24 protein-coding genes are annotated in these 25903 nt (G+C 49.9%); 11 read left to right on the top strand and 13 right to left on the bottom strand.

Translation table 11 applies throughout. From position 1 onward, the window contains the following. Window positions 1-31 precede the first annotated feature (31 nt). The 5 genes from HGH92_RS32230 to HGH92_RS32210 all read right to left on the bottom strand — a co-directional run bounded on the left by HGH92_RS32230 (window position 32) and on the right by HGH92_RS32210 (window position 4246). Window positions 32-1201, bottom strand: a complete 1170-nt coding sequence (locus HGH92_RS32230) for an acyltransferase family protein (RefSeq protein WP_168874958.1) — start codon at window positions 1199-1201, stop codon at window positions 32-34. A gap of 108 nt (window positions 1202-1309) precedes the next feature. Then, window positions 1310-1612 carry a hypothetical protein gene (locus tag HGH92_RS32225; protein WP_168874957.1) on the bottom strand — a complete coding sequence of 101 codons (303 nt, stop codon included), beginning with the start codon at window positions 1610-1612 and terminating at the stop codon, window positions 1310-1312. Between the two features lie 100 nt (window positions 1613-1712). Beyond that, window positions 1713-2225 (bottom strand): hypothetical protein, encoded by a 513-nt coding sequence (locus HGH92_RS32220; protein WP_211092808.1) that lies wholly within the window; start codon window positions 2223-2225, stop codon window positions 1713-1715. A gap of 203 nt (window positions 2226-2428) precedes the next feature. Then, window positions 2429-3343, bottom strand: a complete 915-nt coding sequence (locus tag HGH92_RS32215) for a helix-turn-helix domain-containing protein (protein ID WP_168874956.1) — start codon at window positions 3341-3343, stop codon at window positions 2429-2431. Between the two features lie 9 nt (window positions 3344-3352). Further along, complete coding sequence (locus HGH92_RS32210) at window positions 3353-4246, bottom strand: NAD(P)H-binding protein (protein WP_168874955.1); 894 nt, start codon at window positions 4244-4246, stop codon at window positions 3353-3355. Between the two features lie 301 nt (window positions 4247-4547). On the opposite strand from HGH92_RS32210, the gene HGH92_RS32205 reads away from it, so the two are divergent. The 3 genes from HGH92_RS32205 to HGH92_RS32195 are packed head-to-tail and all read left to right on the top strand — an operon-like array spanning window position 4548 to window position 8126. Further along, entirely contained in the window at window positions 4548-5954 is a 1407-nt protein-coding gene (locus HGH92_RS32205; protein WP_168874954.1) for a TolC family protein, read from the top strand. Window positions 5955-5987: 33 nt separating this feature from the next. Then, window positions 5988-6944, top strand: a complete 957-nt coding sequence (locus HGH92_RS32200) for an HlyD family secretion protein (protein ID WP_168874953.1) — start codon at window positions 5988-5990, stop codon at window positions 6942-6944. A 6-nt stretch (window positions 6945-6950) separates the two neighbouring features. After that, window positions 6951-8126: an ABC transporter permease gene (locus HGH92_RS32195; protein ID WP_168874952.1), complete on the top strand. Its 1176-nt coding sequence runs from the start codon at window positions 6951-6953 to the stop codon at window positions 8124-8126. A 34-nt stretch (window positions 8127-8160) separates the two neighbouring features. Here the strand turns inward: HGH92_RS32195 and HGH92_RS32190 are convergent, their stop codons facing one another. From HGH92_RS32190 to HGH92_RS32170, 5 genes are all read right to left on the bottom strand, one after another. After that, window positions 8161-8712, bottom strand: coding sequence for a hypothetical protein (locus HGH92_RS32190; RefSeq protein WP_168874951.1), 552 nt, complete (start codon window positions 8710-8712; stop codon window positions 8161-8163). A gap of 42 nt (window positions 8713-8754) precedes the next feature. Further along, the gene (locus HGH92_RS32185) at window positions 8755-9468 is read right to left on the bottom strand and encodes an intradiol ring-cleavage dioxygenase (protein WP_168874950.1); all 714 of its coding nucleotides are present in this window, start codon (window positions 9466-9468) and stop codon (window positions 8755-8757) included. Window positions 9469-9554: 86 nt separating this feature from the next. Continuing rightward, the gene (locus HGH92_RS32180) at window positions 9555-10256 is read right to left on the bottom strand and encodes a LytR/AlgR family response regulator transcription factor (protein ID WP_168874949.1); all 702 of its coding nucleotides are present in this window, start codon (window positions 10254-10256) and stop codon (window positions 9555-9557) included. Window positions 10257-10279: 23 nt separating this feature from the next. Next, window positions 10280-11236, bottom strand: a complete 957-nt coding sequence (locus tag HGH92_RS32175) for a sensor histidine kinase (protein WP_168874948.1) — start codon at window positions 11234-11236, stop codon at window positions 10280-10282. A 232-nt stretch (window positions 11237-11468) separates the two neighbouring features. After that, the gene (locus HGH92_RS32170; RefSeq protein ID WP_168874947.1) at window positions 11469-11822 is read right to left on the bottom strand and encodes a VOC family protein; all 354 of its coding nucleotides are present in this window, start codon (window positions 11820-11822) and stop codon (window positions 11469-11471) included. Between the two features lie 280 nt (window positions 11823-12102). Here HGH92_RS32170 and HGH92_RS32165 point away from each other — a divergent pair, with 280 nt between their 5' ends. The 4 genes from HGH92_RS32165 to HGH92_RS32150 all read left to right on the top strand — a co-directional run bounded on the left by HGH92_RS32165 (window position 12103) and on the right by HGH92_RS32150 (window position 15308). Continuing rightward, window positions 12103-13350, top strand: a complete 1248-nt coding sequence (locus HGH92_RS32165) for an MFS transporter (protein ID WP_168874946.1) — start codon at window positions 12103-12105, stop codon at window positions 13348-13350. 45 nt (window positions 13351-13395) lie between these two features. After that, a complete protein-coding gene (locus HGH92_RS32160) occupies window positions 13396-14130 on the top strand; it encodes a DUF2625 domain-containing protein (RefSeq protein ID WP_211092807.1) in 735 nt (244 codons plus the stop codon). Window positions 14131-14513: 383 nt separating this feature from the next. Then, window positions 14514-14789 carry a hypothetical protein gene (locus HGH92_RS32155; protein ID WP_168874446.1) on the top strand — a complete coding sequence of 92 codons (276 nt, stop codon included), beginning with the start codon at window positions 14514-14516 and terminating at the stop codon, window positions 14787-14789. Window positions 14790-14921: 132 nt separating this feature from the next. Then, window positions 14922-15308: a hypothetical protein gene (locus HGH92_RS32150; protein ID WP_168874945.1), complete on the top strand. Its 387-nt coding sequence runs from the start codon at window positions 14922-14924 to the stop codon at window positions 15306-15308. Between the two features lie 209 nt (window positions 15309-15517). On the opposite strand, the gene HGH92_RS32145 is transcribed toward HGH92_RS32150, so the two are convergent. Beyond that, window positions 15518-16921, bottom strand: coding sequence for a right-handed parallel beta-helix repeat-containing protein (locus HGH92_RS32145; RefSeq protein ID WP_168874944.1), 1404 nt, complete (start codon window positions 16919-16921; stop codon window positions 15518-15520). A gap of 356 nt (window positions 16922-17277) precedes the next feature. Here HGH92_RS32145 and HGH92_RS32140 point away from each other — a divergent pair, with 356 nt between their 5' ends. The 4 genes from HGH92_RS32140 to HGH92_RS32125 are packed head-to-tail and all read left to right on the top strand — an operon-like array spanning window position 17278 to window position 21155. Further along, window positions 17278-17715 (top strand): lipocalin-like domain-containing protein, encoded by a 438-nt coding sequence (locus tag HGH92_RS32140; protein ID WP_168874943.1) that lies wholly within the window; start codon window positions 17278-17280, stop codon window positions 17713-17715. Window positions 17716-17754: 39 nt separating this feature from the next. After that, on the top strand, window positions 17755-19266 hold the full coding sequence (locus HGH92_RS32135; protein WP_168874942.1) for an AMP-binding protein: 1512 nt from the start codon (window positions 17755-17757) through the stop codon (window positions 19264-19266). Window position 19267: 1 nt separating this feature from the next. Further along, window positions 19268-20248 carry a beta-ketoacyl-ACP synthase 3 gene (locus HGH92_RS32130; protein ID WP_168874941.1) on the top strand — a complete coding sequence of 327 codons (981 nt, stop codon included), beginning with the start codon at window positions 19268-19270 and terminating at the stop codon, window positions 20246-20248. 22 nt (window positions 20249-20270) lie between these two features. Continuing rightward, window positions 20271-21155: an MBL fold metallo-hydrolase gene (locus HGH92_RS32125; RefSeq protein WP_168874940.1), complete on the top strand. Its 885-nt coding sequence runs from the start codon at window positions 20271-20273 to the stop codon at window positions 21153-21155. 94 nt (window positions 21156-21249) lie between these two features. On the opposite strand, the gene HGH92_RS32120 is transcribed toward HGH92_RS32125, so the two are convergent. Both HGH92_RS32120 and HGH92_RS32115 read right to left on the bottom strand, forming a co-directional pair. Next, window positions 21250-22752 (bottom strand): RagB/SusD family nutrient uptake outer membrane protein, encoded by a 1503-nt coding sequence (locus HGH92_RS32120; protein ID WP_168874939.1) that lies wholly within the window; start codon window positions 22750-22752, stop codon window positions 21250-21252. A 27-nt stretch (window positions 22753-22779) separates the two neighbouring features. Continuing rightward, window positions 22780-25893: a SusC/RagA family TonB-linked outer membrane protein gene (locus tag HGH92_RS32115; protein WP_168874938.1), complete on the bottom strand. Its 3114-nt coding sequence runs from the start codon at window positions 25891-25893 to the stop codon at window positions 22780-22782. Between the last annotated feature and the right edge of the window lie 10 nt (window positions 25894-25903).

Genomic DNA, 25903 nt, shown 5'->3' with positions numbered 1-25903 from the left:
TCAGGATAACAACCAAAACCCGTCAGGGGTTCTACAAATATTTACCGATGATGTTGTTTTTCCGCAGCAAGGCTGTCAGCCCCCAACTCAGTCCCCAACTGGAAACAAAGGAGAGGAGGAATTTAGGCCATGCTGTCAGCGGCACGTCCAGCAGTAGATACTGGCACCACAACACAAAGATATAATGCACCAGGTAGATGCCATATGCATTAGCGGAAAGTGATTGCCACCAGGCGTTGCTACGGTTCATCAGGCGCCTGAAGGTTGTCAGGAAAGCAATACCGCTCAGCGTACAGGACAGTATCCAGACAGACCGGTATATCAGCGTGGCCTGCGTAAGGCTCAGCGCTTTCCTGTCCATCATGGCCGTCAGTGGCGCTTCGCTGCCTTTCAGGAGCGTATATACGCCGAGGGCGGCTATTGCCCAGCACCACCAGTAACGCACAAACGCCGAGCCTTCGGCAAAAATACTGCGACCAAGGCCCGGAGTACCGATTAACATTCCCAGGAAAAAATAACCGAAATACAGCAATACGCGGCTCACCTGAAAATCAAAAGGCCCTATGCCGGTCCATTTCCCGGCATCTACCAGCAATACCATGGGAACGTACAATATCCAGCTAAAAAGAAACCAATACAGCAGGAGCCGTCCGGGTTGCTGCCGCCGGTTGGCCATCCACTGGCCCCAACGCGTTACTGCTCCCTGTAATAACGGAAACAACGCTGCTATTACCAGGTTAAATACAAACAACACCCAGATAAACCACGGCGGACCTACCGGCCATGCCTCTACGGTAAAGAAGTCCACCACATAGCCAGCAACATCATGTTTTCCATGTGCGATATAATAAGGCGGGTAATAGGCCAGCAACATCAACAGGGTAACCCCTACAAGAAAAGGAATGAACAAGCGATAGAAACGGTCGCGTATGAATTTACCCGCGCCTTTGTTTTGCAGGCTGCGGAACACAAAGATGCCACTGATCAAAAACATCAGCGACATAAAAAACACGTCGTTAAAATCTTCGAAAATATCCAACCCCCTGCTTCGGGCCACATCCACCACCGGATGCGTGGAACGGATATACGCTGTTTTATCAAACCAGGCAAAGGTGGTATAGGCCAGCGAGGAATGATGTGCTACTACCAGTACGGTAACGAATGAACGTAGATTGTCTACCCAGCTTGTTCTGTTGTCCATACTACAATGTATGCCATTTTTAATGGGTCTGGGGCATTTATGGTACCAGCGGCAAATATCATGTAATCATCCCGGTAAATTATTGTACCGGTCTTCTGTTGCCGCTTTTTATATGGCCCAGGTGCCCAGATCGAATTCCAGCTGGCCAATCACCTCATAAAAGTCTTTATCTGTGGCTTCTTCCTCGTCAAACAACCGCCGGATAATCGCCAGCTTCTCTGTGACGGGAATTTGTTTCTTCGGAAATTTATGCCGGGCCAGCGTTTCCAGTGCGTCTATTTCCGTACGCAGCGACTGCTCCAATGCTTCTTCCCGCATGGTGACGCGATGTTGCCAGTATAACCGCAGCTTATCAAGATGCGCAGATGCCTGGAAGATGAAAGGGGTGTCCGGGTGATTCAGGTCTAACATAATAACGAAAATACAGTTTGTATTCCGGATCTACGGCCGTTGATTTTGTTTTACCAGGGAGAACAAAAAAGGATTGCAGTGTCTGCAATCCTTTTTAATATCAATCGTCATCCCCGTGATGCCCATGCCCGTGCCCGTGGCCTCTCCCGCGCCAATGACCTCTTCCGTGGTCATCGTCGTCGTCATCGTCATGGTCACGGTAGCGGCGGTACCGGTCATCATGGCAATCGCGGATAAGGTCCTGGCGATCGTACCAGCCGCGGTACCTGCCATAGCGGCTGCGATAGTAGCCGGCATTCAGGTACGGCCTCGGGTCGTTGATCACCACTTTATAGCCGCGGTACAAATCGTAATGGTAGTAGCGGGGCAATGCGGGCGCAAACACCCAGTCACCCTCATCACGGTCGAAATAAATAAACTGACGGCGGGGAATGTAATAGTAGGCATCAACATCGGGCAGGTAGTAATATTCAGCGTAGTCGTAACCAACGGGGCCCCAAAGTGGCTGGCTGCCTACGTTTAAGTTGACATTAACACGGACCTGGGCTTGAGTTGTTGGTGCATAGTACATGCCAGCGGCCAACAGGAAGGCCATCACAGCAAGCTTCTTCATAAAAATACGGTTTATACTACCGTCTATGCCAATTTAATGCCAGATTCTGCCGCTAATGTCCGGTACCGGTGGAGCCACCGGGAAAATCACCCCGGGGAATTTCCCTGGCGGCAGATGACCAGTATTGGATACCTTTACCCGGATGCTATCCTTTTCATAGCTCCTTCTTTTCCCTCACTCATCAGCCTTTTATCCCTTCCCTATCAATTAAATGACTGCCGGAACGCCTGCGGCGAAAGATTCGTTTTGGTCTTAAACAGTTTACTGAACGACTGTGGATGCTCAAACCCCAGCTCATAGGCAATTTCACTGACCGACAAACTCGTGGTGGACAACTTTTCCTTCGCCTTTTTCAGCAGCATGTCATGGATATGATGTTGCGTGCTTTTTCCTGTCAGTACCTTCAGCAGGCCACTGAGATAATTGGGAGACATGTTCAGCTGATCGGCTATATACTGCACTGTAGGCAGCCCTTTGCCTGTGAGATCATCGCTGTTGAAATAGTCCGTCAGCAGGGCTTCCATCCTGTCCAGCACCTGGTGGTTGGCCATTTTGCGCGTCAGGAACTGCCGGTGATAAAACCGTTCGGAGTAGGTGAACAGCAGTTCCAGCTGGGCTATCATCACATCGTGGCTGAACTGGTCCATGTTGCCACGGTACTCCTGCGCAATATTCTGCATGATAGCGGAGATGATCGCCTCTTCTTTTTCAGACAGGTGCAGCGCTTCATGCACGGTATAGCCGAAGTACTCACAGCGGCCCAGCTTTTTTGCCAGCGGCGTATTCCAGAGGAAATCGGGATGGATCAGCAAGAGCCATCCCGTATGATTAAACTGACCTTCGCTCTCAATGGAAAACACCTGGCCGGGCGCCACAAAAAACATGGTCCCCTTGTCGAAATCATATTCCTGCTGCCCGTATTTCATCCTGCCCGCGAAATTACGTTTCAGCGCTACGGAATAGAACTCCTGTACAATATATTTAGGCTCGTCGTCTGCCAGCCATTTCAGGTCTTCGAAGTCGATGACGCTGATCAGCGGATGCCCGGGGCTGGGCAAACGCCGCAGCTGGTGCAATGCGCTGACCGTTTTCAGATGATATGGTTGTGTGCCTGCCATGTGTTTAAATTAGTTACTTTTTGCGAATACCGCAGCAAACTCCGTCGCAAAATCCTCTACTTTCACTTTCCCGATGGTCGCTGACGGATCGTTGTAGAAGTCTTCTGCCAGTATGCCGGAGTGGATGCTGTCGTACAGCTCTACGAGTGCGGCGGCTGTAGCGGCGGGCACGCCGTGCGCGTCCAGCTGTTCACGTACCGCCGTGCCCGGCACCACCTGCCATGCCAGGTCAGGCTTACCGATGGCTTTTCCCAATATGGCCGCCACCTCGTTGCAGGTGCGCTCATCACTGGTGAGGTAACGTACTTTTGGCGCGTTGTCTGTACGGACAATCTCCTCCGCCACCACTTCTGCAATGTCTGACGGAGATACCCAGAGCACTTTATCATCTCCCCCGTAGTTGGCGGCGATAAAGCCCAACTCCCGGATCATGCCGGCAAAGTTATACAGATTATAATAGAAGCTGGTGGGGCGTATATGCGTCACCGTCAGTCCCGGTACGGCGTTCAGGATTTTTTCTGAATGATGGGAACCCAGGATAACACCCGTGCCACGGTCCAGGTGCGCGCCAAAGCTGCTCAGGTACACGGCCCGCTTTACGCCGGCTTTGGCCAAGGCCTGTGCATAATTTTGCGCGATCCGGCTGTAATACTCCACCGGCGTTTCCTGCGTGGTGTAGTTGGGCGGTGTCATGCAGTACACCGCGTCAGCACCGGCAAAGGTCTTTTCCAGAAATGCCGCGTCGGCGAGAGAGCCTATGGCAGCCCTGGCGCCAAGCGCTTCGATGGCCGCCTGTTTGTCGGCGCTGCTGCTGATAACCGTTACGGTATGGCCTTTTGCTGTCAACTGTTGTGTCAATGGCTTGCTGATATTTCCCAGGGAACCTGTTACGATAATGTTCATGTGATATGTTTTTTTGCTGTTACAAAGTTCCCATACCGGTACCGTCCCTACGAAGCCAAATCTACTTTTGTTGTAGCCAAACGTATTATTTTTATCCGGGACCTTCGTTTTTTAACTAATTAATAAAAAACCCATATCAGTGCATCTCCTCCAGCGCAGGCCTCCCCCGAAGGGGGATTGATCAACATAACCTGTATTTTATATATATAAAAGAAAAAATTAAACATTGGTTTATTTTATGTGTTAATTCAAAGTAATAAGCTATGTTGCAACCATCTGTAGATTAAAAACGTGTATATCAATGAAAAGCAAGCTGTCATTCCTACTACTTTCACTGTTATTTTACCACTACGCCAAAGCACAAACGGCCCCCGGTTTCAAAGAGCTGCTTGACAGTGCCATGGTGCGGGATGCAGACCTTAAAGCCCAACAGACTAAAAACAAACTTACTGTACTGGACCAGCATAAGCTGAAAGATGTTTACCTCCCCACCCTGGAAGTTAGCGGTATGGCCAGTTATCTCAATGCCACCGCACATGTTATTTCCCCGGAGCTGAACCTGCAACCGTTTCTCAACATCCCCGAAGGCAAGTACAATAACAACATCAATGTATCGGGTTTTTCAGGGCTGGCCAAAGCGGACGCCAAAATGCTGTTGTATTCCGGCGGTAAGGTGCGGCAGCTCAACAAAGCACTGGAGGAAAAGCGGCAGTCCGAAAACATCCTGCTGGAAAAAACATCCGATGAAGTGGCGGCAGTCATCTCCCGGGCCTATGACCAGCTGGCACTGGTGCACCAGTCCAAAAAAGTATTGGACGAGGCTAAACGAAGACTGGACGCCAACCGCAAAACAGCCGACAAAGCGCTGGGATATGGACTGATCACCCCTTATGACCATAAGAAGATAGAGCTGGCGCAAGCCACCCTCGATTCCAAAATGGCAGAATATGAAGGGAAAAAAGAACTGCTGCTCACACAACTCGAAGTGCTGACCGGCATTGACAAAGAAAGACTGCGGCTGATAGAACCGGTACTAGTGCCTGTGGCCCTACCCGCACCACAGAAAACAATCGATCAACGTGCCGAGATACGCGCACTGGACCATGGCATTAATGCGTCCGGCTTTAAAATAAAGGCAGAACAAACCTGGTGGATACCGAAAGTACAGCTGATGGCATCTTCCTATTACATAGGACTGTATGGCGCCAGGATCAAGTCGTCCGACAATATCATCCCTCCTATTCCGGCTATCGGTTATCCCGGCCGCAAGCTGGACTGGCGGCCCACCAACCTCAATATCTTCCCGATGCTGACAGCCGGCGTAGGCTTTAAATGGGAGATCTTCGACGGCAGGGAAGGCAAACATGCGATCGAAACAGCCCGCATCGACAGAGAGCTGCTGCAAAACCAGAAGTATGACGCCATGCGCAAGCTGACCTTAAACCAGGCCAACAACCAGTCCAATTACAACATCGCCAATTCGCAGATAGCCCTGAAGAAAAAAGAGAAAGAGATGGCCACCAATGCCCTGGTACAGGCGGAGAAAGAATTCAGATACGGCATGTCCAAATCGACCCAGCTGATAGAAGCGGAAAACGACCTCGAAGCCGCAGAACTGGATTATCAGAACGCCATTTTCAACCAGCGCCGCGCCGCTGTGGAAGTGATGCGGTCTACCCAGGAACTGGACATCTCCAAATTGTACTAAGCCATCAACATTACTCAAACTAATTACTATAAGATGAAAAGAACTACACCCATATTATTGATCTGTTCACTGGCACTGGCGAGCTGTTCTTCCAAAAAGGCCAACAGCGACCGTTTCGAGGGCAAAGCCAAAAAAGATGTGGTGTCTTTTGCGCCGAAGGTTACCGGCAGAATCCTGAACATCTATGTTAAAGAAGGACAAAGCGTGAAAAAGGGAGATACCCTTGCCCTGCTGGACGTACCGGAAGTTTCCGCCAAAATAGCGCAGGCACAGGGAGCCGTGAATGCCGCCACCGCACAGGAGCAGATGGCGCGCAACGGTGCTACGGCCGATCAGCTCAAACAGCTCCAGGCGAAATACAAAGGATTAAAGGAACAATATGAATTCGCCCGGAAATCATATGAAAGGGCCACCAACATGTTCAACGACAGCCTCATGTCTCCGCAGTCCTACGACGAGGTATATGCCAAATACCAGGGCGCCAAAGCCCAGTACGACGCGGTGATCGCCGAACTGGACGACGTCAAAAGAGGCACCCGTGCAGAGAAAGTGAATATGGCCGCCGGTCAGGCATCACAGGCCAAAGGCGCTTTACAGGAAGCCAACGTGGCCTACTCCGAGCGTTACATCATCGCCACCAACGACATGGACATAGAGACCATCAGCCTGAACCCCGGAGAGCTGGCCACTGCCGGCTTTGCGCTGTTCAACGGTTATATCCCCGGCAGCACCTGGTTCCGCTTCACCATACCGGAAAGTAAAATTGCCGCCTATAAAAAAGGACAGGACGTAAAAATGAAAGTGCTGTATAACAACGAAGAAATAGACGGCACCATCGCTTATATCAAACAGCTGACCCGCTACGCGGACATTACCACCGCATTCCCCGACTATCAGCCGCAGGACGCGATCTATGAGATCAAGGTACAGCCCAAAGATGAAAGCAAGACCAAAGACATATTGGTAAATGCAAGTGTTTTACTGAAATAATCAGGCATGAAAGAATTTTTCCGATTGTTGAAACGGGAGTTTAAGCTGTTCCTCGGCAATTCCACCCTGCGCTCCGTGTTTTTCCTGGCGCCGGTGTTATACGCCACCCTGATCGGCTTTGTATATAAAGCCGGGAAAGTGGAAAATATACCCGTGATCGTTATTGACAAAGACAATACTCCGCTGTCCGCGCAACTCGTGGAAATGCTGGGCGACAATAAAAGCATTAAAACGCTGAAGTACCTGCAGGAGCCGGCCAATATAAACGACGAAGTGATAAAAAGGGAAGCTGCGGCCGTAGTAATGCTCCCTGCCCGCTTTGAAGCCGATATCCTGCAGAAAAAATATCCGGAAGTAAACGTGTACGTGAACACCAGCAATGTGTTGACCGCCAACTTCGCGTCCAAGGCGCTGCAGCTGACCATCGGCACATTCTCCGCCGGTGTTTCCATCAAAGGATTACAGAAGATGGGAATGCCCGCTGTCAGGGCTGCTACACAGTATGAGCCGTTTAAGACCAACTACATCACGCTTTTCAATACCACCAGCAACTACCTCATCTTTATGTGGCCCGCCATGCTGGCGGTAGTATTGCAACAGGTGATACTGCTGGCCATGGCCATCAGTTTTGCGGCGGAGTTCCAGCGGGGCTCTTTTGTGACCGAATATGCCGGTATGCGGCGTTGGGCTTTCCCGATCATGCTCATCAAGGTGATTCCCATCTGGACATTCTCCGTTCTTATTGTTTCCATTTATTACCTGATGCATATGTTCTTTAACGTGCCGCTGCCGGAGGGCATCCTCAGCTTCATATGGCTGACGGCAGTTTTTGTAGGCTCTGTATCGTTCATGGGCGTGTTTGTCAGCATACTGATACCGGACGCGTTAAAGGCCACACAGGTGTTGATGGTGATTGCATCGCCGGCATTCATCATCAGCGGTTTTACATGGCCGCTCAGCGCCATGCCGGCATTTGTGCAGTTTATGGCAAATATCATTCCGCTGACGCCGTTCTTGCAGGCATTTAAAATTCTGTTGATACAGAAAGGTTCGGTGGAACTAACGTTCCCCTATATACGGCATTTAAGTATCCTGTTGGTAATATATGCCATCCTGGGCTGGCTGGCATTAAAGATAAAACTGTGGTACCTGTTCAGGACCGCTAAAGAGAGTAAGTTGTAAGCTGGCCCGCTTACAACTTACCCCATCTGCTTTGTTAAAGTACCTGTGCTATATGATGCACATCCTGCGGTTGCGACAGCGGTTTGTAGCTGGTAATGGCCAGCTGTGGCTGTAACGCCACCATAAACGTATCATAAGTGTCTGGTTGGCCGGTCTGCTCGGGAGACACCAGCAGCAGCCGGTCGCCGATGATATGCAGCAGCGTAAACGGCGGTGTGATGTAATTCACCGCAACACGGTGCTGGCTGCGGTCTTCAATATCAGACTCGATCAGCTCCAGATGATATAGTTCAAAAGGCAGTTCTTTGCTGCCGAGGCAATCCGTCACCCCTGGAATCCTGTTGCCCAGTTCCTGTAGATACAAGCCCACTGCAAAGCCCACTTTATAATGCAACGAATTGGATTTCGGATTATGGGCTTTCAGCTCGGTGAATGTCCGGAACTGCTTATCAGGATTATATGCCTGCGACTGCATCAGGAATTCCACATAGGAATCTTCGAATATCTTCTTCTCTAAATCCCCGGTGGAAGCCGCATCTATGACCTGTCTGAAAGACAGGGTGATCTGCGCTGGCTGCGTCTTCATAAAAATAAATTAAATCGACTGGTAAGAAATTGGTTGAAAAAATTATCTGATGTTGATCGTATGATACAGGTTATATCCCCCGCCGGAAGCAGGTGTTACGGTAGCCAGTTCAGTTGCCAGTGAGTCGGAGATAATACCGTCGAGATAGTTGGTAGTGGGGTTCTGTCCGTGTACTGCATATAACGGTGTGCTGTATACGGCGGCGTTGATCGCGTCCGGGAAGGCGATCTGCGTAGTCAGGTACAAGCTGGTGCCGATAAATATCTGTGCATGCAGGTGGGTGCAACGGCCGGGGTACCATCCGGGATAGATAGACTGGAAATGTACCAAACCATTGGCATTGGTGTATTGCAGCCCTCTGCCGAAAAGACGGCCGACATTGTTCTGCACGCCCAGGTAGCCGTTGTTGACATAACCGGAATAATAACCGTCCTTGTCGCACTGCCAGATATCCACCCTTGCATTGGTCACGGGAGCGCATCCCCTGCTGACACTTTGCACTTTGATATCGATGTACAGCGGAAGACCGGGTTTGTTATCGGTGATGTTTACCCGGTTGATAGCGGAGCCACGGCTGTTGTACAGGGGATATGGACCGTCCATGTCGGGATCTGTGAGCACGCAGGCGGCTTCTGTCTGAGCACCGGCGGCAGCTGCTGCTTTAGGGTCTGTGTTGTCTTTTTTACAGGCTTCCAGCAATACAGGGGCAGAGATGGCTGTAACAGCCAGTGATCTGAGAAAATTTTTCCTTTCCATAAGATAAAAATTGTTTGACTAAAGATCTGTCAACCTCATTTTTTTATCAAGCAGGTATCGGTAAAAGCGAGCGATGTGCCGACGTATTATTTGCCGCCCCACTCCCGTATACTGTCCGCATAAGTGCTGCTGACGGGCAATGTGGCACCGGAATGCAGCAGCACTTTACGGTAGGCGATAGCACAGATACTGCGCACCGCTACAATATAGCTGCGATGGATACGCCGGAAGCGGTCATGCGGCAGCTTCTCCAGCACTTTCTTCAAAGGCATCAGCGTGAGCACCGGCCGGCCGCTTAACAGATGGATACGGATATAATCTTCCAGGCTTTCGATATATTCCACGTCGTCCAACCATATCCTCACCTGTTTATATTCCGCATATACGAAAAATGACTCTGGCTCACGGGGCGCAACAGCAGCCTGTTTGTAGTGGTACTGCATCATCGTTTTCTGCATGGTCCTTGAAAAACGTTCCATGCTGATAGGCTTCAGCAGGTAGTCCAATGCCTCCAGTTCAAACCCTTCATGGGCAAATCGTTTATGCGCGGTCGTGAAAATGACCATGGGTTTTTCCTCCAGGGAACGCACCAGATCGATGCCGGTGATATCGGGCATATTGATATCGATGAACAGCAGGTCTACCGGGCGGCAACGGAGGAATTCAGCGCCCGACAGTGCATCGTCGAAAGTCTGCAACAGCTGTAAAGCGGGGAACTGCGCGGTGTAGTTCCTGATCAGCTCCAGTGCAAGCGGTTCATCATCTATAGCGATGGCTTTTATCTTCATATAGGTGAATGAAGTAAATTGGGTTAATCTGTCAGTAATGTCAGTCTGACGGTATATAGGTTATTATCTGTGGTTATATCCAGTATGTGTTTTTGTGGATACAGTAATGCCAGCCGTTGCCTGGTGTTGGCAATTCCTACGCCGCTGCTGTTGACCGGCGCGGGTTCCCGGAAGATACGGTTACAACAGAAAAAAACAATCTGACGGTCTTTTATGCTCAGGCGGATAGTAACCGGTGCCGGCTGATGTTTACTGATGCCGTACTTAAACACATTTTCCACGAACGTCATCAGTATCAGCGGACTGATCTGTTTATGCTCCATCTCTCCGGAAACCTGGTAATCCACTGTTCCCGGCTGCAGACGGAGCTGTTGCAGGGCGATATAATCGCGGATACAGGCCTCTTCCTGCGGGAGCGGCACATAGTCTGCGATCACCTCGTCCGTAATGTAACGCATAATATTCGATAAGCGCAGAATACTGTCCGCAGTGTAATTATTTTTTGTCAGCGCCAGGGTATAAATATTATTCAGGGTGTTATACAGAAAGTGCGGATGTACCTGTGCTTTCAGGAAAGACAGCTCAGCCCTGATCTTCTCCCGCTCGGCGGTAAGGGCGCGCTGCTCGGTCAATTGCCAGCGGCGCGTAGTGGTGATGGCAGCGCCCAGCGCCATGATCATAAAGAAGATAAAGAGGCTGGTGATATCGATGACCGGCGGCACATACACCCACGCCGCCCCCTCCGGCGGCACCGCCCATTTCTGCCGAAGGAGCCGGTCGAACGGTTGCAGGAAAAAGATGCCCGCACATAACAGCAGGGCCATAGCGGCATAACCACCATATCTGCCCGGAATAAAAAATCCGGGCATCAGGTAATAGCGATTGAAATAGAACAGGCAGATGTAACAGCTGCAGAACAACCAATAACTGTAGTGCATGGCAGGCGCTATCAGTTCAGTATACCCCTTCCCGTTAGACATGAACAACAACGGGAATATCATAAACAACAAGCAACAGACGATATGAATACAGATTTGAGGGGCTTTCCAGGATAACATATACAAATTAAGGGAAGCAGCAGGGTTATTTTTCATGAGTGTCGATGAAACGGGGAAATGTACCGATCTATGGATGAAGATATAAAAACGGCACCCATCAGCAAAAAAGGCTGTAAGTCACTGACCTACAGCCTTTCCGGTTAGTTTACAAGTATTACACGGTGGCCCAGACCGCCAGCTCATATCCGTCAGGATCTTCGAACTGGAACCGCTGCCCGCCGGGAAAGCTGAAGATATCTTTTACGATCTTCCCTCCTGCTGCCTGTACCTTCGCCCTGGTCGCCTCCAGGTCTTCGGAATACAGCACTACCAGTACCGAGCCTTTTACCGGTGTACCGGTGGTGAAGCCGCCATCAACATAGTCACCTCCAAATGCCGTATAGCCCGGACCATAGTCGACAAACTTCCAGCCAAAACAATTCTGATAAAATTTTTTGGCGCGTTCGAGATCATTCGTGAGAAACTCAATGTACTGTACCTGTTCGTGTTTTAATTTGTTTGCTGTCATGGATAGCGTGTTTTTGGCAAAAATATATAAAGGGTGATATTGCCTGTTTGGAAAAAAACGACAAAATGCGGCACGACACAAGGTCCGGTGCAGTTGCGGTTTCCGGGCGATCAATCTGTTTTCAAGATACCTAAATTTCCCAATTGGATAAATTATTTTCCCATCCTGCTAACCACGTTGTTTCCATATGCACTTTTGCAGTTCATGTCCCTATTGACAATGTCGGGCTTATTACCGGCTTCGGACAGACTTCTTTATCTTTGTGGTCAGGCAAATTGCTATGGAAATTAAACTGGGATTAAAGGAAAACTGGCAGCAGTTCACGCTGCTGGTGCTGGTCAACATACTGGTAGGTGGTATGGTGGGCCTGGAGCGGACGGTAGTGCCGCTGGTAGGTACGGAGGAGTTTAAGATAGGGTCAGACATCGTGGTGTTTTCCTTTATCATCGCTTTTGGCGTGGTGAAAGCATTTACCAATCTTGTTTCCGGCGTGCTGGCCGACAAATACACCCGGAAGCGTGTGCTGATCGCCGGCTGGCTGGTGGGGCTGCCGGTGCCGTTCTTACTGGCCTGGGGGCCGTCGTGGAACTGGATCATCGTGGCCAATGTGCTGCTGGGCGTAAGCCAGGGACTGGCCTGGTCGATGACGGTCAACATGAAAATAGACCTTGTAGGCCCGAAAAAACGCGGGCTGGCCATGGGGCTGAACGAAGCGGCCGGCTATGGCGCAGTGGGACTGACAGCGCTGCTTACAGGTTACCTCGCGTCACACTACGGATTAAGGCCCGCCCCTTTTTACATCGGCATTTTTTACACCATTGCCGGCCTGATATTATCCATCCTGGTGATCAGGGACACGTGGCAGCATGCCCGCCTGGAATCCGCGCAGGTAGCGCAACAACACCTGCCTGGTGAACAGTTCCACAAACCGGATTTGTTATGGGTGTTCCGGGAAACATCTTTCCGGAACAGGAACCTCTTTGCCGTTTCGCAGGCAGGGCTGATCAATAACCTGAACGACGGCATGTCATGGGGTGTTTTCCCTTTGTTGTTCATCGCAGCCGGCGTAGGCCTGGAAGGCGTAGGCTGGATAAAAGCCGTATATCCGTTCGTGTGGGGCTTCGGACAAGTCATCACCGGTCCGCTGGCCGATAAGATAGGCCGCAAGCCGCTGATCGTATGGGGCATGTTTGTACAGGCATTAGGACATGTGGTCATCGGCCTGGCATTCTTTCCGCCGCTCACATCCGGGCTGGTAGGCTCTGTACTGCTGGGCATTGGTACCGCAATGGTATATCCCGCTTTGCTGGCGGCCGTGAGCGATGCAGCGCATCCCTCCTGGCGGGCTTCCTCCCTGGGCGTTTATCGTTTCTGGCGGGATATCGGCTACGCCGCAGGCGCCCTGATGGCCGGTATTGTGGCCAACTTCTTTGGGCTGATGTGGGCTGTGCATATAGCAGGCATTATCACCTTCCTCTCAGGCGTGGTGGTATTGTTCCGCATGAAAGAAAATAATGCCCGGCTGTAAACCGGATTCATTTACTTTGCGTACAACAGAACAGAATTTATTGTCATGATGAATGATTATCGGTTACAACTGCTTGGTGTGGCCCGCTTGTTTGCTACCCACGTTACTAAAAGACCACTGGAAGAATTGATCAACACCCATGAGCCTGGCTGGGAGCATGTCGTCTCCTGGATCAACAGCGCCACCAACAAGGTGGAAGTCCTGCCTGTTACAGCAAGCAAGGCCGGAGAAACTTTGTATGAAGCACAGGTGACCACCCGCTCTCCGATGGGCGCCATTATTTTCAACAGCGGTGGCATACTGGTAGATTACGGCTGGATAAGGATTCTGGGCTCGGGCCATCCTAAATTAAACAGAACGTTCCATACATGGAACAACGGCAAAACATCATTTCCCGAAGGCAATGCAGGTTTCATACTGATAGCTGATGACGCTGCCGGCGGTTTTTTCGCGATTAACGGCGGTGGCCTTGGCGAAGACTTAGGCAAAACATACTACTTCGATCCGTCGGCATTGACGTGGGAGCCGCTTGACCTCACCTATACCGAGTTTTTGCTATTCTGTTTTGAAGGAGATGTAGCGGGATTCTATCATGACCTTCGCTGGAAAGACTGGCAACAGGACGTGCCAGCGCTGGACGGCAACGAGGTCTTTAGCTTCTACCCCATGCTCTGGACAAAAGAAGGGAAAGACATCAATACCGTTCACAGAGCGAAAGTGCCCATAGAAGAGCATTACAGCTTAACTATACAAATGATGCAGGAGCTGAAAGGAGAATAGTAATCCTGGTTAAGTAATATTTCTATATATTTAAGTTGTCAAATCCTGTTTTCGATTGTTGCCCAAGAATAATACCTATGAGAGAAAGAACTCAACGTAGCATCATCCAAATTTCTGCGTTTTTATTGTTTACAGCTATATTATCCGGTAGTCAGACGGCCTCCGGCCAGCAGCCTGGAGGAAGCAGTCTTCCCTCCGCCACGCCTGTAAAAACTATATATACCAATAGTACAACAGGAGTTCAGGTTTTATCAGATAATGCAGGTACAATGAAATAATAAATTTTTTCTTTTTCCTCTTTAGGCAAGGCTTCAATATCTTCAATACGTTTAAGTAGTTTTTAATCCAGTACCATGCTGGCAGAGTAACTAATAATTTGAGCTATGGATATATACACATTCATTATGGAGTTTAGAGGGGGGACCTATATTAGTCAGGTCAAGGAAAATGATGTAAATACAGCCATGATTTTGTGGAGTAAAAGCCTTCAATTAACACAGGTGAAGTTTTTAGGGAGGAAAGGGATATTGGAATTACAAGATGAGATTAAAAGTGAAAGTCCGACCAGAATACGAGATGTTGACAATGTTTGGTGTTTCTGCCTTAGAATAAAGTCTGGTCTTTTGATGGTTAATGTGATCAAAACAGCAAAAGAATAAGAGATTTTTTTTGTAAACAAAATGATAAGTGTGCGGTGGCCCGGTACTATTCAGCAATGAATAATAATACAATCTCAAAAGCTGATTTTCTTGGAGACACAACTAGGTTTGGAGATGTTAAACTGGGAATTCATGAATATTCTTCTTTTTTTATACTTTATAATACCGTTTAATACAAATTATCAGGATAGGCAATATTCTCATAGAGACATTGTCTGTGCTTATTCATATACCGTTACGAAGCAATGGAATCTGAATTTAAAGGGGCAAGGAACCTTTAATTTAAAGTTCAGTAAAAAAGATACTCGTTATAAGAAAGAAACTGAATTAGATTTTTTAGGCACTTGGGAAAATAAGAATGATACGATCATATTAACCGTATCTACGCCTTTGCCGAATGACTGTGGTTTTAAAAATGCTAGTTATATTTTATCAAACAATACACTTAAATCACTAGTGATTGAAAATATCTGCTTGCCTGTAGTATGGGAATCAATTAAGACAAATAACGCAAATTGACTACTTGAACTTAGACAGATGTGAAAAGCTACCGGCACCGCCGGTAGCTTTTCACATCTGTCTACCTTCTAACAAGATGATAGGTCTTACTTCATTCTATTCCCATTTACCTGTCTATTTCTTTTTTATACAGCAGTTTCATGGTGTGACGTCGGTTAACAGCATCCCCTTTTAGTTATTCCCTTTCCCATTAATTACGCAGCAGTTGATCAGGGTATTTTCCTGTAGCCGGAGGCACCCATCGGAGATCCCGGATTCGGGAGATAATAATTGTTGACATCCACATTAGCAGCGGCCACTGTTGTGAAACGCGTGTTGGCATTAGCCCCTGTGCCTTCCGTAACAACACCGCCATTTTCCAGGTAGATATAGGCAGAAGGATAAATGACGCCACCACCTGTCAACGGTTGGATAAAGGCGTTTCCATTCACGATCTGTGCGCCTGTTTGACCGGTATACCCATTGATACGCAGCAGGGGACCTCCGGACCTGGCAATGGTGTTATTGGTAATTTGTACAATAGCATTGTTGTCGCCTCTCATGCCGACGCCGCTGTTTTGCGCCTGGTTGTCCCGGAACAGGTTGTTATGGATAATATGGTAGCCGCCACCCGCGCCGTAGAACTGGCACATCTCGCCCCAACCGTCATGCACGTAGTTGTCATGCGTATTGGTATTGGTCGTGCGGCCACCGATCAGGATACCGCCGTTGTGGGCATAATTGTGCTGCAGCGCCCAGTTGGTGACTTCATTGTTATACACTTCCAGCAGATCGATGGCGGATGTCTGGATGCCATCGGCGCCGGAGCCGGTCACATAGTTGTTGTAGATTTTAACGTTGTACCACTTGATCGGCTGTACGTAGAACTGACCAGGCGTAAACAGCGTATCGTACTTAGGCTGATTGGTGGTAAGGTTCCAGTAGGTAGCGGTATGGCCAATGTACATGGACTCGTTCTGTGTACCACTGATAGTAATATCATGGATGCGCAGGTTGTTCATGTAAGAATTGGGATACCAGCTGGCCGTGTCCGTTAATACCGGGTCTGTTTTTGCCCAGATGCCAGTGCCGCCATTGTTGATCGTCAGGTTTGCTATTTCAAAGTTGTCCGTATGATTCCGCAGCACCAGGTCGAAATAAGCCTCCCTTAACGGCTGTGTGGAACCATTGATCACAAAATCAGACTTGCTGTTGCGGCCGCCTAATTTGATATAATGACAGTTGTGAAATATCATCCCTTCTGCCCAGGAACCACCGTTCCAGGAAGGGTTACCAATGGTGGTCGCGCCGGCGGAGCCATTTCTGATAGTGATCGGCGCCGCAGATGAACCACTGAGATTAGTGAAATTAATACTGGCGAAATTGCCGACCAGGTTCAGCACATCGCCCGGCTGATAATAGTTGTTCGAATTATCTATGACCAAATAGCCCTGGGCATCCGGAACAAGGTTAAATTCCCGGCCCAACAGCAGGCCATTTTTGCTTTTGTCTTTCAGCACGGCATCTTCCGCCTGCATGTTTTTACGGCAGCCGGTGCCTGTAATGCTGTAAAATAATACAACCGCCATGAACATTGCACATGATGGAAGGTTAAACAGTTTGTTTGTTTTCATAAAATGTAATTTGGAACATTTTGAGACATGAAAAAGGGTTAAGGGAGTTAGGGACTTAGGGGTACATATACGGTTTTAAATATAATATTTCTGTTAGCGGAGGTGCGGACAAAACGCAGCTAGATTAGAATACAGGCCGCAAGAAAACTGATAATCAATATATTGTATACTATTATAAAAAGGGGAAATAATTATCCAGCTGCCGGACAGGTGGTTCGCGGGAATTTAAAAAATATCACTTGCAAATATAAATCAGTAGTTTTACTTTAGTAGAAATAACAACGGTAGTGCACAACGATTCCTATTGAAAAACCTTTGCGTTACCATCACATTTACAGACCCTCAAACATAACCGAATGAAAACCTTCATTGGCAAACACCTTATTGGTGCGTGGCGCCTGATTGGCTGCACAGACCAGGACCAGCACGGACATCCCGTTAATTTTTTCGGCACTGCTACTACAGGCATGCTTATTTACGACGACAAAGGAAACATGAGTGTTCAGATGATGGTCCCTGACAGGAAACTGTTTTCATCAGCAGCTATCGGTAGCTGGACACCTGAAGAGACCTATGAAGCCTTCCACGGCTACAATGCTTACTACGGCCGTTACCACGAAGAAACTCCCGGTGAAATCCTGCACGTGGTAGAAGGAAGTCTTTTTCCAAACTTTATTGGCATTCGCTTCGTCAGACATGCGGAGCTGGTAGACGATGAACTGACGCTGGTGACGCCACCGCTGCCTGTCAGAGAGCAGCAGGTTGTCTTCCGGCTTGTCTGGAAGCGGCTTTGATCAGTTAAAAATATTTTTCTCTCAAAATAACCATTTGTCATGTTTTATAATTTTGCGGAAGCCATGCTTTCCGCCCAGGAGGGGCATGCCAATCCCGCTCAGATTGTCTATCGGGATGAGGCCATCAGCGCTGCGTCGCTGGCAAAGCAGGTACAGCAGCTGGCCGCCGGGTTCAGCGGCATTGCACCAGAACAAAGGGCGTTGTTATTATTAAAAGACAAACCGTCTTTTCATTTCTGCTTCCTCGCCTTATCTGCCATGGGCATTGTCCCGGTACCGGTGAACCCGAAAACGGACCTGCCCACACTGGAGCATATGTTGCTCGACAGCCGGGCAGCAGTAGTGATAACAGACAAAGAAGAGTTGGAACGTATCCGTCCAGCGTTGGCGACGTCCCCTTTCCTGTCACCGGAGCGGATATTTACAGACGATGCCCTACCCTTCTCTGATGTGCCGGTCCCGCTGACCTACTATCGCCGTAAGCCCGGCAGCGTTGCTTTCTGGCAATACACTTCCGGCACCACCGGGAAACCCAAGGCAGTGCAACACAGCCAGGATGCCATGCTGGCCTCCACCCGGCATTTTGCGATGGAGACACTGGGCATAGGCCCGCAGGACAGGATCTACTCCATTGCCAAAATGTTTTTCGGATATGGCCTGGGCAACAGCTTCTTCTTTCCACTACTGACAGGGGCCAGCGTCTTACTGGACGATGCCTGGCCTGCTATTGACCACATCACGGCCAACATCGTGCAATACAGGCCCACCGTGTTTTTTGGCGTGCCTAAAATATATGCGATGCTGCTGAAACACCGTCCGCCGGGATTGCAGGAAGTGCTGCAACAGGCACGTGTGTTCTTCTCTGCCGGCTCCACCTTACCCGCATGGATATACGAAGCATGGATGGCCTATACCGGCAAACCTATACTGGATGGCATCGGAAGTACGGAGATCGGCCACGTGTTCCTCAGCAATTCACCGGCTTCCCATACTGCGGGCAGTACCGGTCAACCGGTGCCCGGATATCAGTTGCGGCTGGAATATGCCACAGAGCCGATTGGAGGGCAACAACAGGTGGGTGAGTTATGCGTCCATACTCCCTATTCACTGGCCGGCTACTGGGAAGACCCCGAGCGCACCAACCAAAAATTCCGCGACGGATGGTATTATACCGGCGACCTCTTCACGATGAAAGCCAACGGTACCTACAGCTACGTTGGGCGCAAGGACGAGTTGTTTAAATCCAACGGCAGATGGGTAAACCCATTGTCATTTGAAGCGGCGCTCATCAGTGCGGTGGAACATATAGAGGAATGTGTGCTGCTGGACCTTCCCGACGACACCTCTCTGACATGCACGTTACTGCTGCTCGTAGGCCGGGAAGACACCCGGGACGCCATCCTCGCATTTATCCGCGAACAAACGGAAAGCCACTACCGGCCGAAGGACATCCTTTATCTTCCGGAGCTGCCCCGTAATGCCAATGGCAAGCTGTCCCGCTCCTACCTCCGCTCTCAATATCAACAATACTTTCAAGCGAAAAATAATTAGCATGGCGATCATCATTTCGGGTGCGGGCCATTGCCTGCCTGTACCGGTCATCGACAATAAAACGATCGTTGACCGCATAAATACCACAGAAGATTTTATCCTCTCCCGCACGGGGGTGGTTACACGCAGACATATCTCCGGCGAAAAAGGACTGAGCGCGTTACTTGTGCCAGCCTGCGAGCAAGCGATAACACATGCAGGCATCGGAGCTTCAGACATTGATATGCTGATCGTGAATACGCTCAGCCCCGATCATCATGATCCCTCAGAGGCTTGCTTTATCCAGCCACAGCTGGGACTGGGGCATGTTCCCGTTCTCGATATCCGGGCACAATGTTCAGGATTGTTGTATGGCATGGAACTGGCGCGCCACCTCCTTCTGTCGGGGTCATACAAACATATCCTGGTGGCCTGCGGAGAGGTGCTGTCCAAAAGAATGGACACCTCCGATGCCGGCAGGAACCTTTCCATCCTGTTAGGTGATGGGGCGGGCGCCCTGGTACTCAGCAACAGCTCCGGCGCCTCCGGCGGTATCGTAGACCTGATCATCCGGGCAGACGGCAGCCGCTACGACCTGCTGTGGACCGCGGCGCCCGGCACCGCGCAGCAGCGCTATACCGACCAGACCGCCACGCCACATTTCAGGATGAACGGCCAGCCGATGTTTAAAGACGCCACGCAGCGCCTGTGCGAGATAGCGCTGAAAATACTAAACCGGCATCATCTTACGATCGATGACATCGACATTGTACTGCCGCATCAACCCAATCTTCGTATACTCGATGCCGTGAGAGAACGCCTTGCCGTGCCGTCGCACAAATTTGTCACCAACGTTGAACGCTACGGTAATATGGCTTCCGCTTCCGTGGCTGTAACGGTCAGCGAATATATCCGTGAGGCCCGTCCAGCCCCGGGCACGCTGGCGCTGGTGCTTACCTATGGCTCCGGCGCCACCTGGGGCGCTATGTTATACCGATTCTAAACCTAAAAAACAGCGATCACTTATGTGGATATACGAACCCTCAAAGGTCAACAATGACCTTTACATGTTAGGCACCAAAGCAAACCCGCTGTATTTGTTGAAAACCGGGCAGGAATGGTTGCTGATAGATGGCGGTATGCTGCGCGATGCCGCATTGGTACAGGCACAGCTGAAGGCAGTCGTCCCTGACGTCTCCCACGTCAGGCACTGGTTTGTTACGCATTCGCATTTCGATCACTGCGGACTGCTGGCGAACCTGCTGCCCGATGCCACCCTGTATGCCTCTGCAACTGCCATCAAAAATTTACTGACAGATAAATACAGGGCATTTATTTACAAACTTCAACGGAGCTTTGTGCCCGGAGATACAGGAGGGCATACCAGTAATCCCTACGACGCCCTGGCTACAAAAAAGTTTGTGCCTGTGGGAGATGGCGACGTCCTGACAATCGGCGAACATACATTTACGGTGCTGGCCACTCCCGGCCACAGCGATTGTTCTCTTTCCCTCTACAGCGACCATCAGTACCTGTTCGCCGCGGATGCCTTCGGGGAGATGATAGGGCCGGACGACTGGTTCCCGCTTCCCTTTCAAAGCCCGCCGCAATACCTTCAGAGCATCGAGCGGCTGCGGCAGCTGTCAGTCTCCCTGGTGGCGGTAGGCCATCACGGCCTGCTCACCGGTGAACATGCCGCACAAATTGCCGGCCATAGCCTGCGCACCACACACCAATACATACAATATTTCGGCGACATGCTACATCAACATGGAATGGAAGAAGGATCGAGACTAATCACAGAAAAATACGGGTACAACAGCAGTCCTTTTTTCACTGCACGCATGCACCAGACAAGCGTACAAAAGGTGATGGTCATTTTACAGGAAACAGGATATATAACGCAATAAAACAAACAGGCTTATAAGTACTGAACTTATAAGCCTGTTACTTCCGGAAGTCGCATCTCCCCCGAAAGGCAATGGGGTTACAAACATAAAAATCTTAGTATCCCTTTGTGGGCACGAGGTTGGGATTATTCCTCAGCTCTGTGCTGGGTATCGGGAACATCAGCTCTCTTTCAGTCAGCACCGGGCCATAGGAAAACTTATGCCCAACGTAGTTGTCAAATCCTTTCGTTGTCAGGTTAAACGCTTTACGCAAACGTACCATATCAAACCAGGTAACATTTTCGAAGCACAGCTCATACCAGCGTTCGCGCCACACCGCCTCGCGGAACTGTTCTTTCGTCAGCCCCGACAATGCCGGCAGCGTCGCCCTCGTTCTGATCTGGTTCACGGCATCATAGGCTTTAGCGCCCGGCCCGGCTACTTCGTTGGACGCTTCCGCATATACTAACAATATATCAGCATAACGGATCAGCGACCAGTTAAGATCACTATTGGCAGTGGAGGTTTGTGCGGCCACATCAAACAGTTTGTAGAGGAAATAACCGCCCAGCGCCACTTTCTTGGTCCTGTCATCCTGGTTGGTGAATTCGGTAAAAAAGAACTGTCCTTCCTTCACTCTTAAATCTGCCGGATCATATGATTTCACAAAAGCTTCTGTTGCATAAATACCGCCGGTTTCCGCAGAATAGGCGGAGATATTTTTGTTGTACGGAATGATCAGCGATTGCCAGCTGCCTGGGATGACCTGTGTTTTGTACTGGATCATAAAAATATTCTCTTCCACGTTTTTCTTCGCCGGGTTGTGCAAATCATAATAGGTATCGAACAACTTGTATTGTTTGGAATCCAGTACTTCTTCCGCTTTCTTTGCCGCCAGATCATAATATGGAGCGCCTTTTTGCAACGGGTATCCGGCCATGGTGAGATAAACCTTTGCCAGCAAGGATTTCACGGCGCCCAGGGAGGCTTTACCACTGGCGTCCACCCAGGGAAGGCCCGCATTCTCGGCTGTTATCAGATCATCTACGATCAGCTTATAGACATCTTCCGTAGATGCCTGTTTGGGACGTATCTGGTCAGATTTCAAATCTACGGGTTCCGTCACCAGCGGAATGTTGACGAACATCTGCACCAAATTAAAATAGTACCATGCGCGCATAAAATGCGCTTCCCCCAGCAGCTTTTTAAGCTCTGTCTGGTCCATATTGATCTTAGGGATCTTGGCAATGGAGAGATTGGCGTTGGTGATGCCTTTGTAATAGTTTCTCCAGTAGTTTTCTCCATAGCCGTTATCAGCGGTGTTGTGCAGGTCTTTGATGTAGTAGCTGTTAACCGCCTGTCCCAGGTCCGTCGCAGCCTGACCGGTGGCAAATTCTGTCATGGTCCAGGCAGCGCCGCCAAAATCGCCGCTCATAGGGTCCCGCAGGGCTGCATAGATAGCATTCACAGACGCGCGGGCATGTTCAGGCTTGGTGAAATAACTGTCTTCTGTATAATTGCTGGGATCTGATTCATCCAGAAATTTCCGGCAACCGGTCAACCATAATGTGCCTGTTGTTAATACCAGCAGTCCATATTTTATTATTGTTGCTTTCATGATTTCTAATTAAAAAATTACACAATACTATAATCCCACGTTCAGTCCCAGCATAAACACCCTGGGTTTCGGATAGTCGTACAAAGTCAGCCCCTGGTCGAAAGGAGAACTGGAGTTGGACACTTCAGGATCATATCCTTTAAATTTGGTGACCAGGAAAAAGTTCTGCACGGAAGCGTATACGCGCAGGCGGCTGAGTTTCAGCGCTGACACGGTTTTTGACGGGAATGCATATGCCAGCAGCAGGTTACGGCCACGGATAAACGAGCCGTCTGTTACCTTATGGCTGTCGTTATTGGTGGTGTAGTACGCGTTGATGGGGCGTATCTGTGCGATGGGCGTATTCTGGTTGGTTTCCGTCCATGCGTTCAGAACGGTTTTGTAGCTGTTGGCAATGCCCTGCCGGTCTTCCGCAGAGTGGATGCTTCTGTCGAGGACATCGTTGCCGTACATAAACTGCAGGTCAATGGTCAGCGACCAGGCCTTGTACTGGAAGGTGTTCAGGAATGTGCCATATCCGTCAGGAATACCTTTACCGATGATCACCCTGTCGAGGTCATTGATGATGCCGTCGTTGTTGATGTCTTTGTATTTGATGTCACCCGGCAGCATGTTGTACTTCTTTGCCTCGTCGGCCTCTTTGGTGCCCCATGTTCCCAGGCTCAGTCTTCCGAAGAAAGATCCCACGGGCTCGCCTACACGAATAATACCGTTGCCGGAATAGATGTCACCATTGGCCAGCGCCAGCACTTTGTTTTTATTGACGGAAATATTGAAGGTGGTGCTCCAGGAGAAATTATCTGTTTTGATATTGGTGGAATTAATGGCAAACTCCACGCCTTTGTTTTCCATGCTTCCCACGTTGGAGAAAATCTTATCACGACCGGTAGTATACGGTAAAGGCGCATCCAGCAGCATACCGTCTACCCTTCTGCGATACAGGTCCAGTTCCAGGTTCAGCCTGTTGGCAAACAATCCCAGTTCCATACCAAAGTCAATCTGCTTGGTTTTCTCCCATTGCAAACCCGGATTGGCGATACGGTCAATACCCACACCGGAATTACGGGCGCCGCCAAAAATCACGGTATAGTTGCCTAATCCCGCCAATGCCCTGTAGGCCGGAATTTCAGAGTTGCCGGTGGCGCCGTAGCTGGCACGCAGCTTCAGGTTCGAAATAACCGGAACGCTCTTCATGAAGTTCTCTTCTGTTACTCTCCAGGCCAGTGCTGCGGAGGGGAAGAAAGCAAACTGGTTGTCCCTGCCGAATTTGGAAGAACCGTCCATACGGCCGGTGAAAGTGACTAAATACCTGTTACGATAGCCATAGTTGACGCGACCGAAATAGGAATTCAGCCCGTTTGCCGTTGCCACGGAAGAAGGTGGTTGCGGACTGGAGCCTGCACCGAGATTATTGTATTTGTAATAAGAATCGTTGAACCCTTCTGTATTGGCCTGGTTCTCGAAACGGTCGATATGTTGCCAGGACACGCCAGCCATGGCATTCAGGGAATGTACTTTGGCAAATTCGCGGCTATAGGTCAGATAGTTTTCAAACTGCCAGGAGTTGTAGCGGTTATTGTTAACAGATGCATTACCGTTATCAGAGATATACTGCATGCCTTTCGCTGCAAAATAGTCTTCCCGCTGGTTGATGATGTTGGTGCCGAGGGTTGATTTCAGTTCCAGTCCGGGCGCCAGCTGAATATTGGCGTACATATTACCCAGGAAGGTTTGTGTATGCAGAATGGATATCCTGTCAGCGGCCACACGCAGCGGGTTGTCACCGCCTTCCATGCCCGGATAGTCCCTGTTGCTGGCCCAGGTGCCGTCTGCATATTTCACCGGGATAATAGGCAGCGCTTCCAGTACCTGGCGCATCATGGTGATGCCGCCGCCGTCCAGCTGGTCTACCTGTTTCTCCCGCTGATCGGTGTAACTCAGCGTGCCGCCGACTTTCAGCCAGTCTTTTATTTTACTGTCGAACACCAGGCGGCCGGCGTACCTGTCCTGCCAGGAGCCGCGTGCCAGCCCTTCCTGGCTGCGATAGTTCAAAAACGCGCCGACGCTTCTCTTTTCATCCCCATCGGTAAAGCCCAGCTGATGGTTTTGCGTAAACGCTTTCTGGAAGCTCTCATCCTGCCAGTCTGTGTCGTACAACGGGTTTCCCTGTGAATCGAACAATTTGGGGTTGGTGCGTTTCGTTTTGGGATCGGTGTATTTGGTACCGGTGGCCCAGCCTACAGGATCATATTTCTGAGCGTTGGCATAAGCCAGGTCTTCTACCGCTAAAAACTCTTTTGCATTCAGCAGTTCGAGTTTTCTGGGCAATACTCCGATGCTGAAATCAGGATCATAGGTTACCCTACCGCCGCCGGCGTTGCCTCTTTTCGTGGTAACGAGGATAACGCCGTTTGCCCCACGCGCACCATAGATAGCCGTGGATGACGCGTCCTTGAGCACTTCGATGGAAGCGATGTCATTGGGGTTGATGTAATCGATGGGAGTACTGCCGTTGCGTAAGTCTACCGGGTTCAGTATCACCCCGTCAATAACATACAGTGGGTTATTGGACACGCTTAAAGAGCTGGAGCCGCGGATGCGGATGTTGGTCCTGCCGCCGGGCCTGCCGGAGTTGGAGGAGACGTTCACCCCGGATACGCGGCCGGACAAGCTCTGGTTCAATGAAGACGCAGGCCGTTCCTGAAGCGTTTCCGCTTTAACGGTACCCACAGCGCCGGTCAGATCGGATTTTTTGGTCGTTCCATAACCCACTACCACTACTTCGTCTATCTTTTTCACCTGCGGAACAAGCCTGATCACCATGTCTGCCGTGACGGGCATTTCCTGGGTTACATAACCAATATAGGAAACAATCAACACAGCATCGTTGGACAGCCCTTTGAGCACAAAGTTCCCGTCACCGTCTGTCGTTGTCGCCTTTTCTGCGCCTTTCACTTTAATGCTCACACCGGGCACTCCCACACCGTTTTCCTCCAACACCTTACCGCGTACGTCCAGGAGCAGAACAGACGTTGCAGCATGGGCCTGCGTGACCATCGCTGTCAGCATGACTAAAGCGGCATAAATAATTTTCTGGCGTAGCGCCATCAGTTTAAGATTCAACGTGGAAAACTGTTTCATAGTTAAAAAG

This window comes from Chitinophaga varians, assembly GCF_012641275.1.
GTDB lineage: Bacteria > Bacteroidota > Bacteroidia > Chitinophagales > Chitinophagaceae > Chitinophaga > Chitinophaga varians_A.
This window is presented reverse-complemented; position numbering and strand designations above follow the sequence as displayed.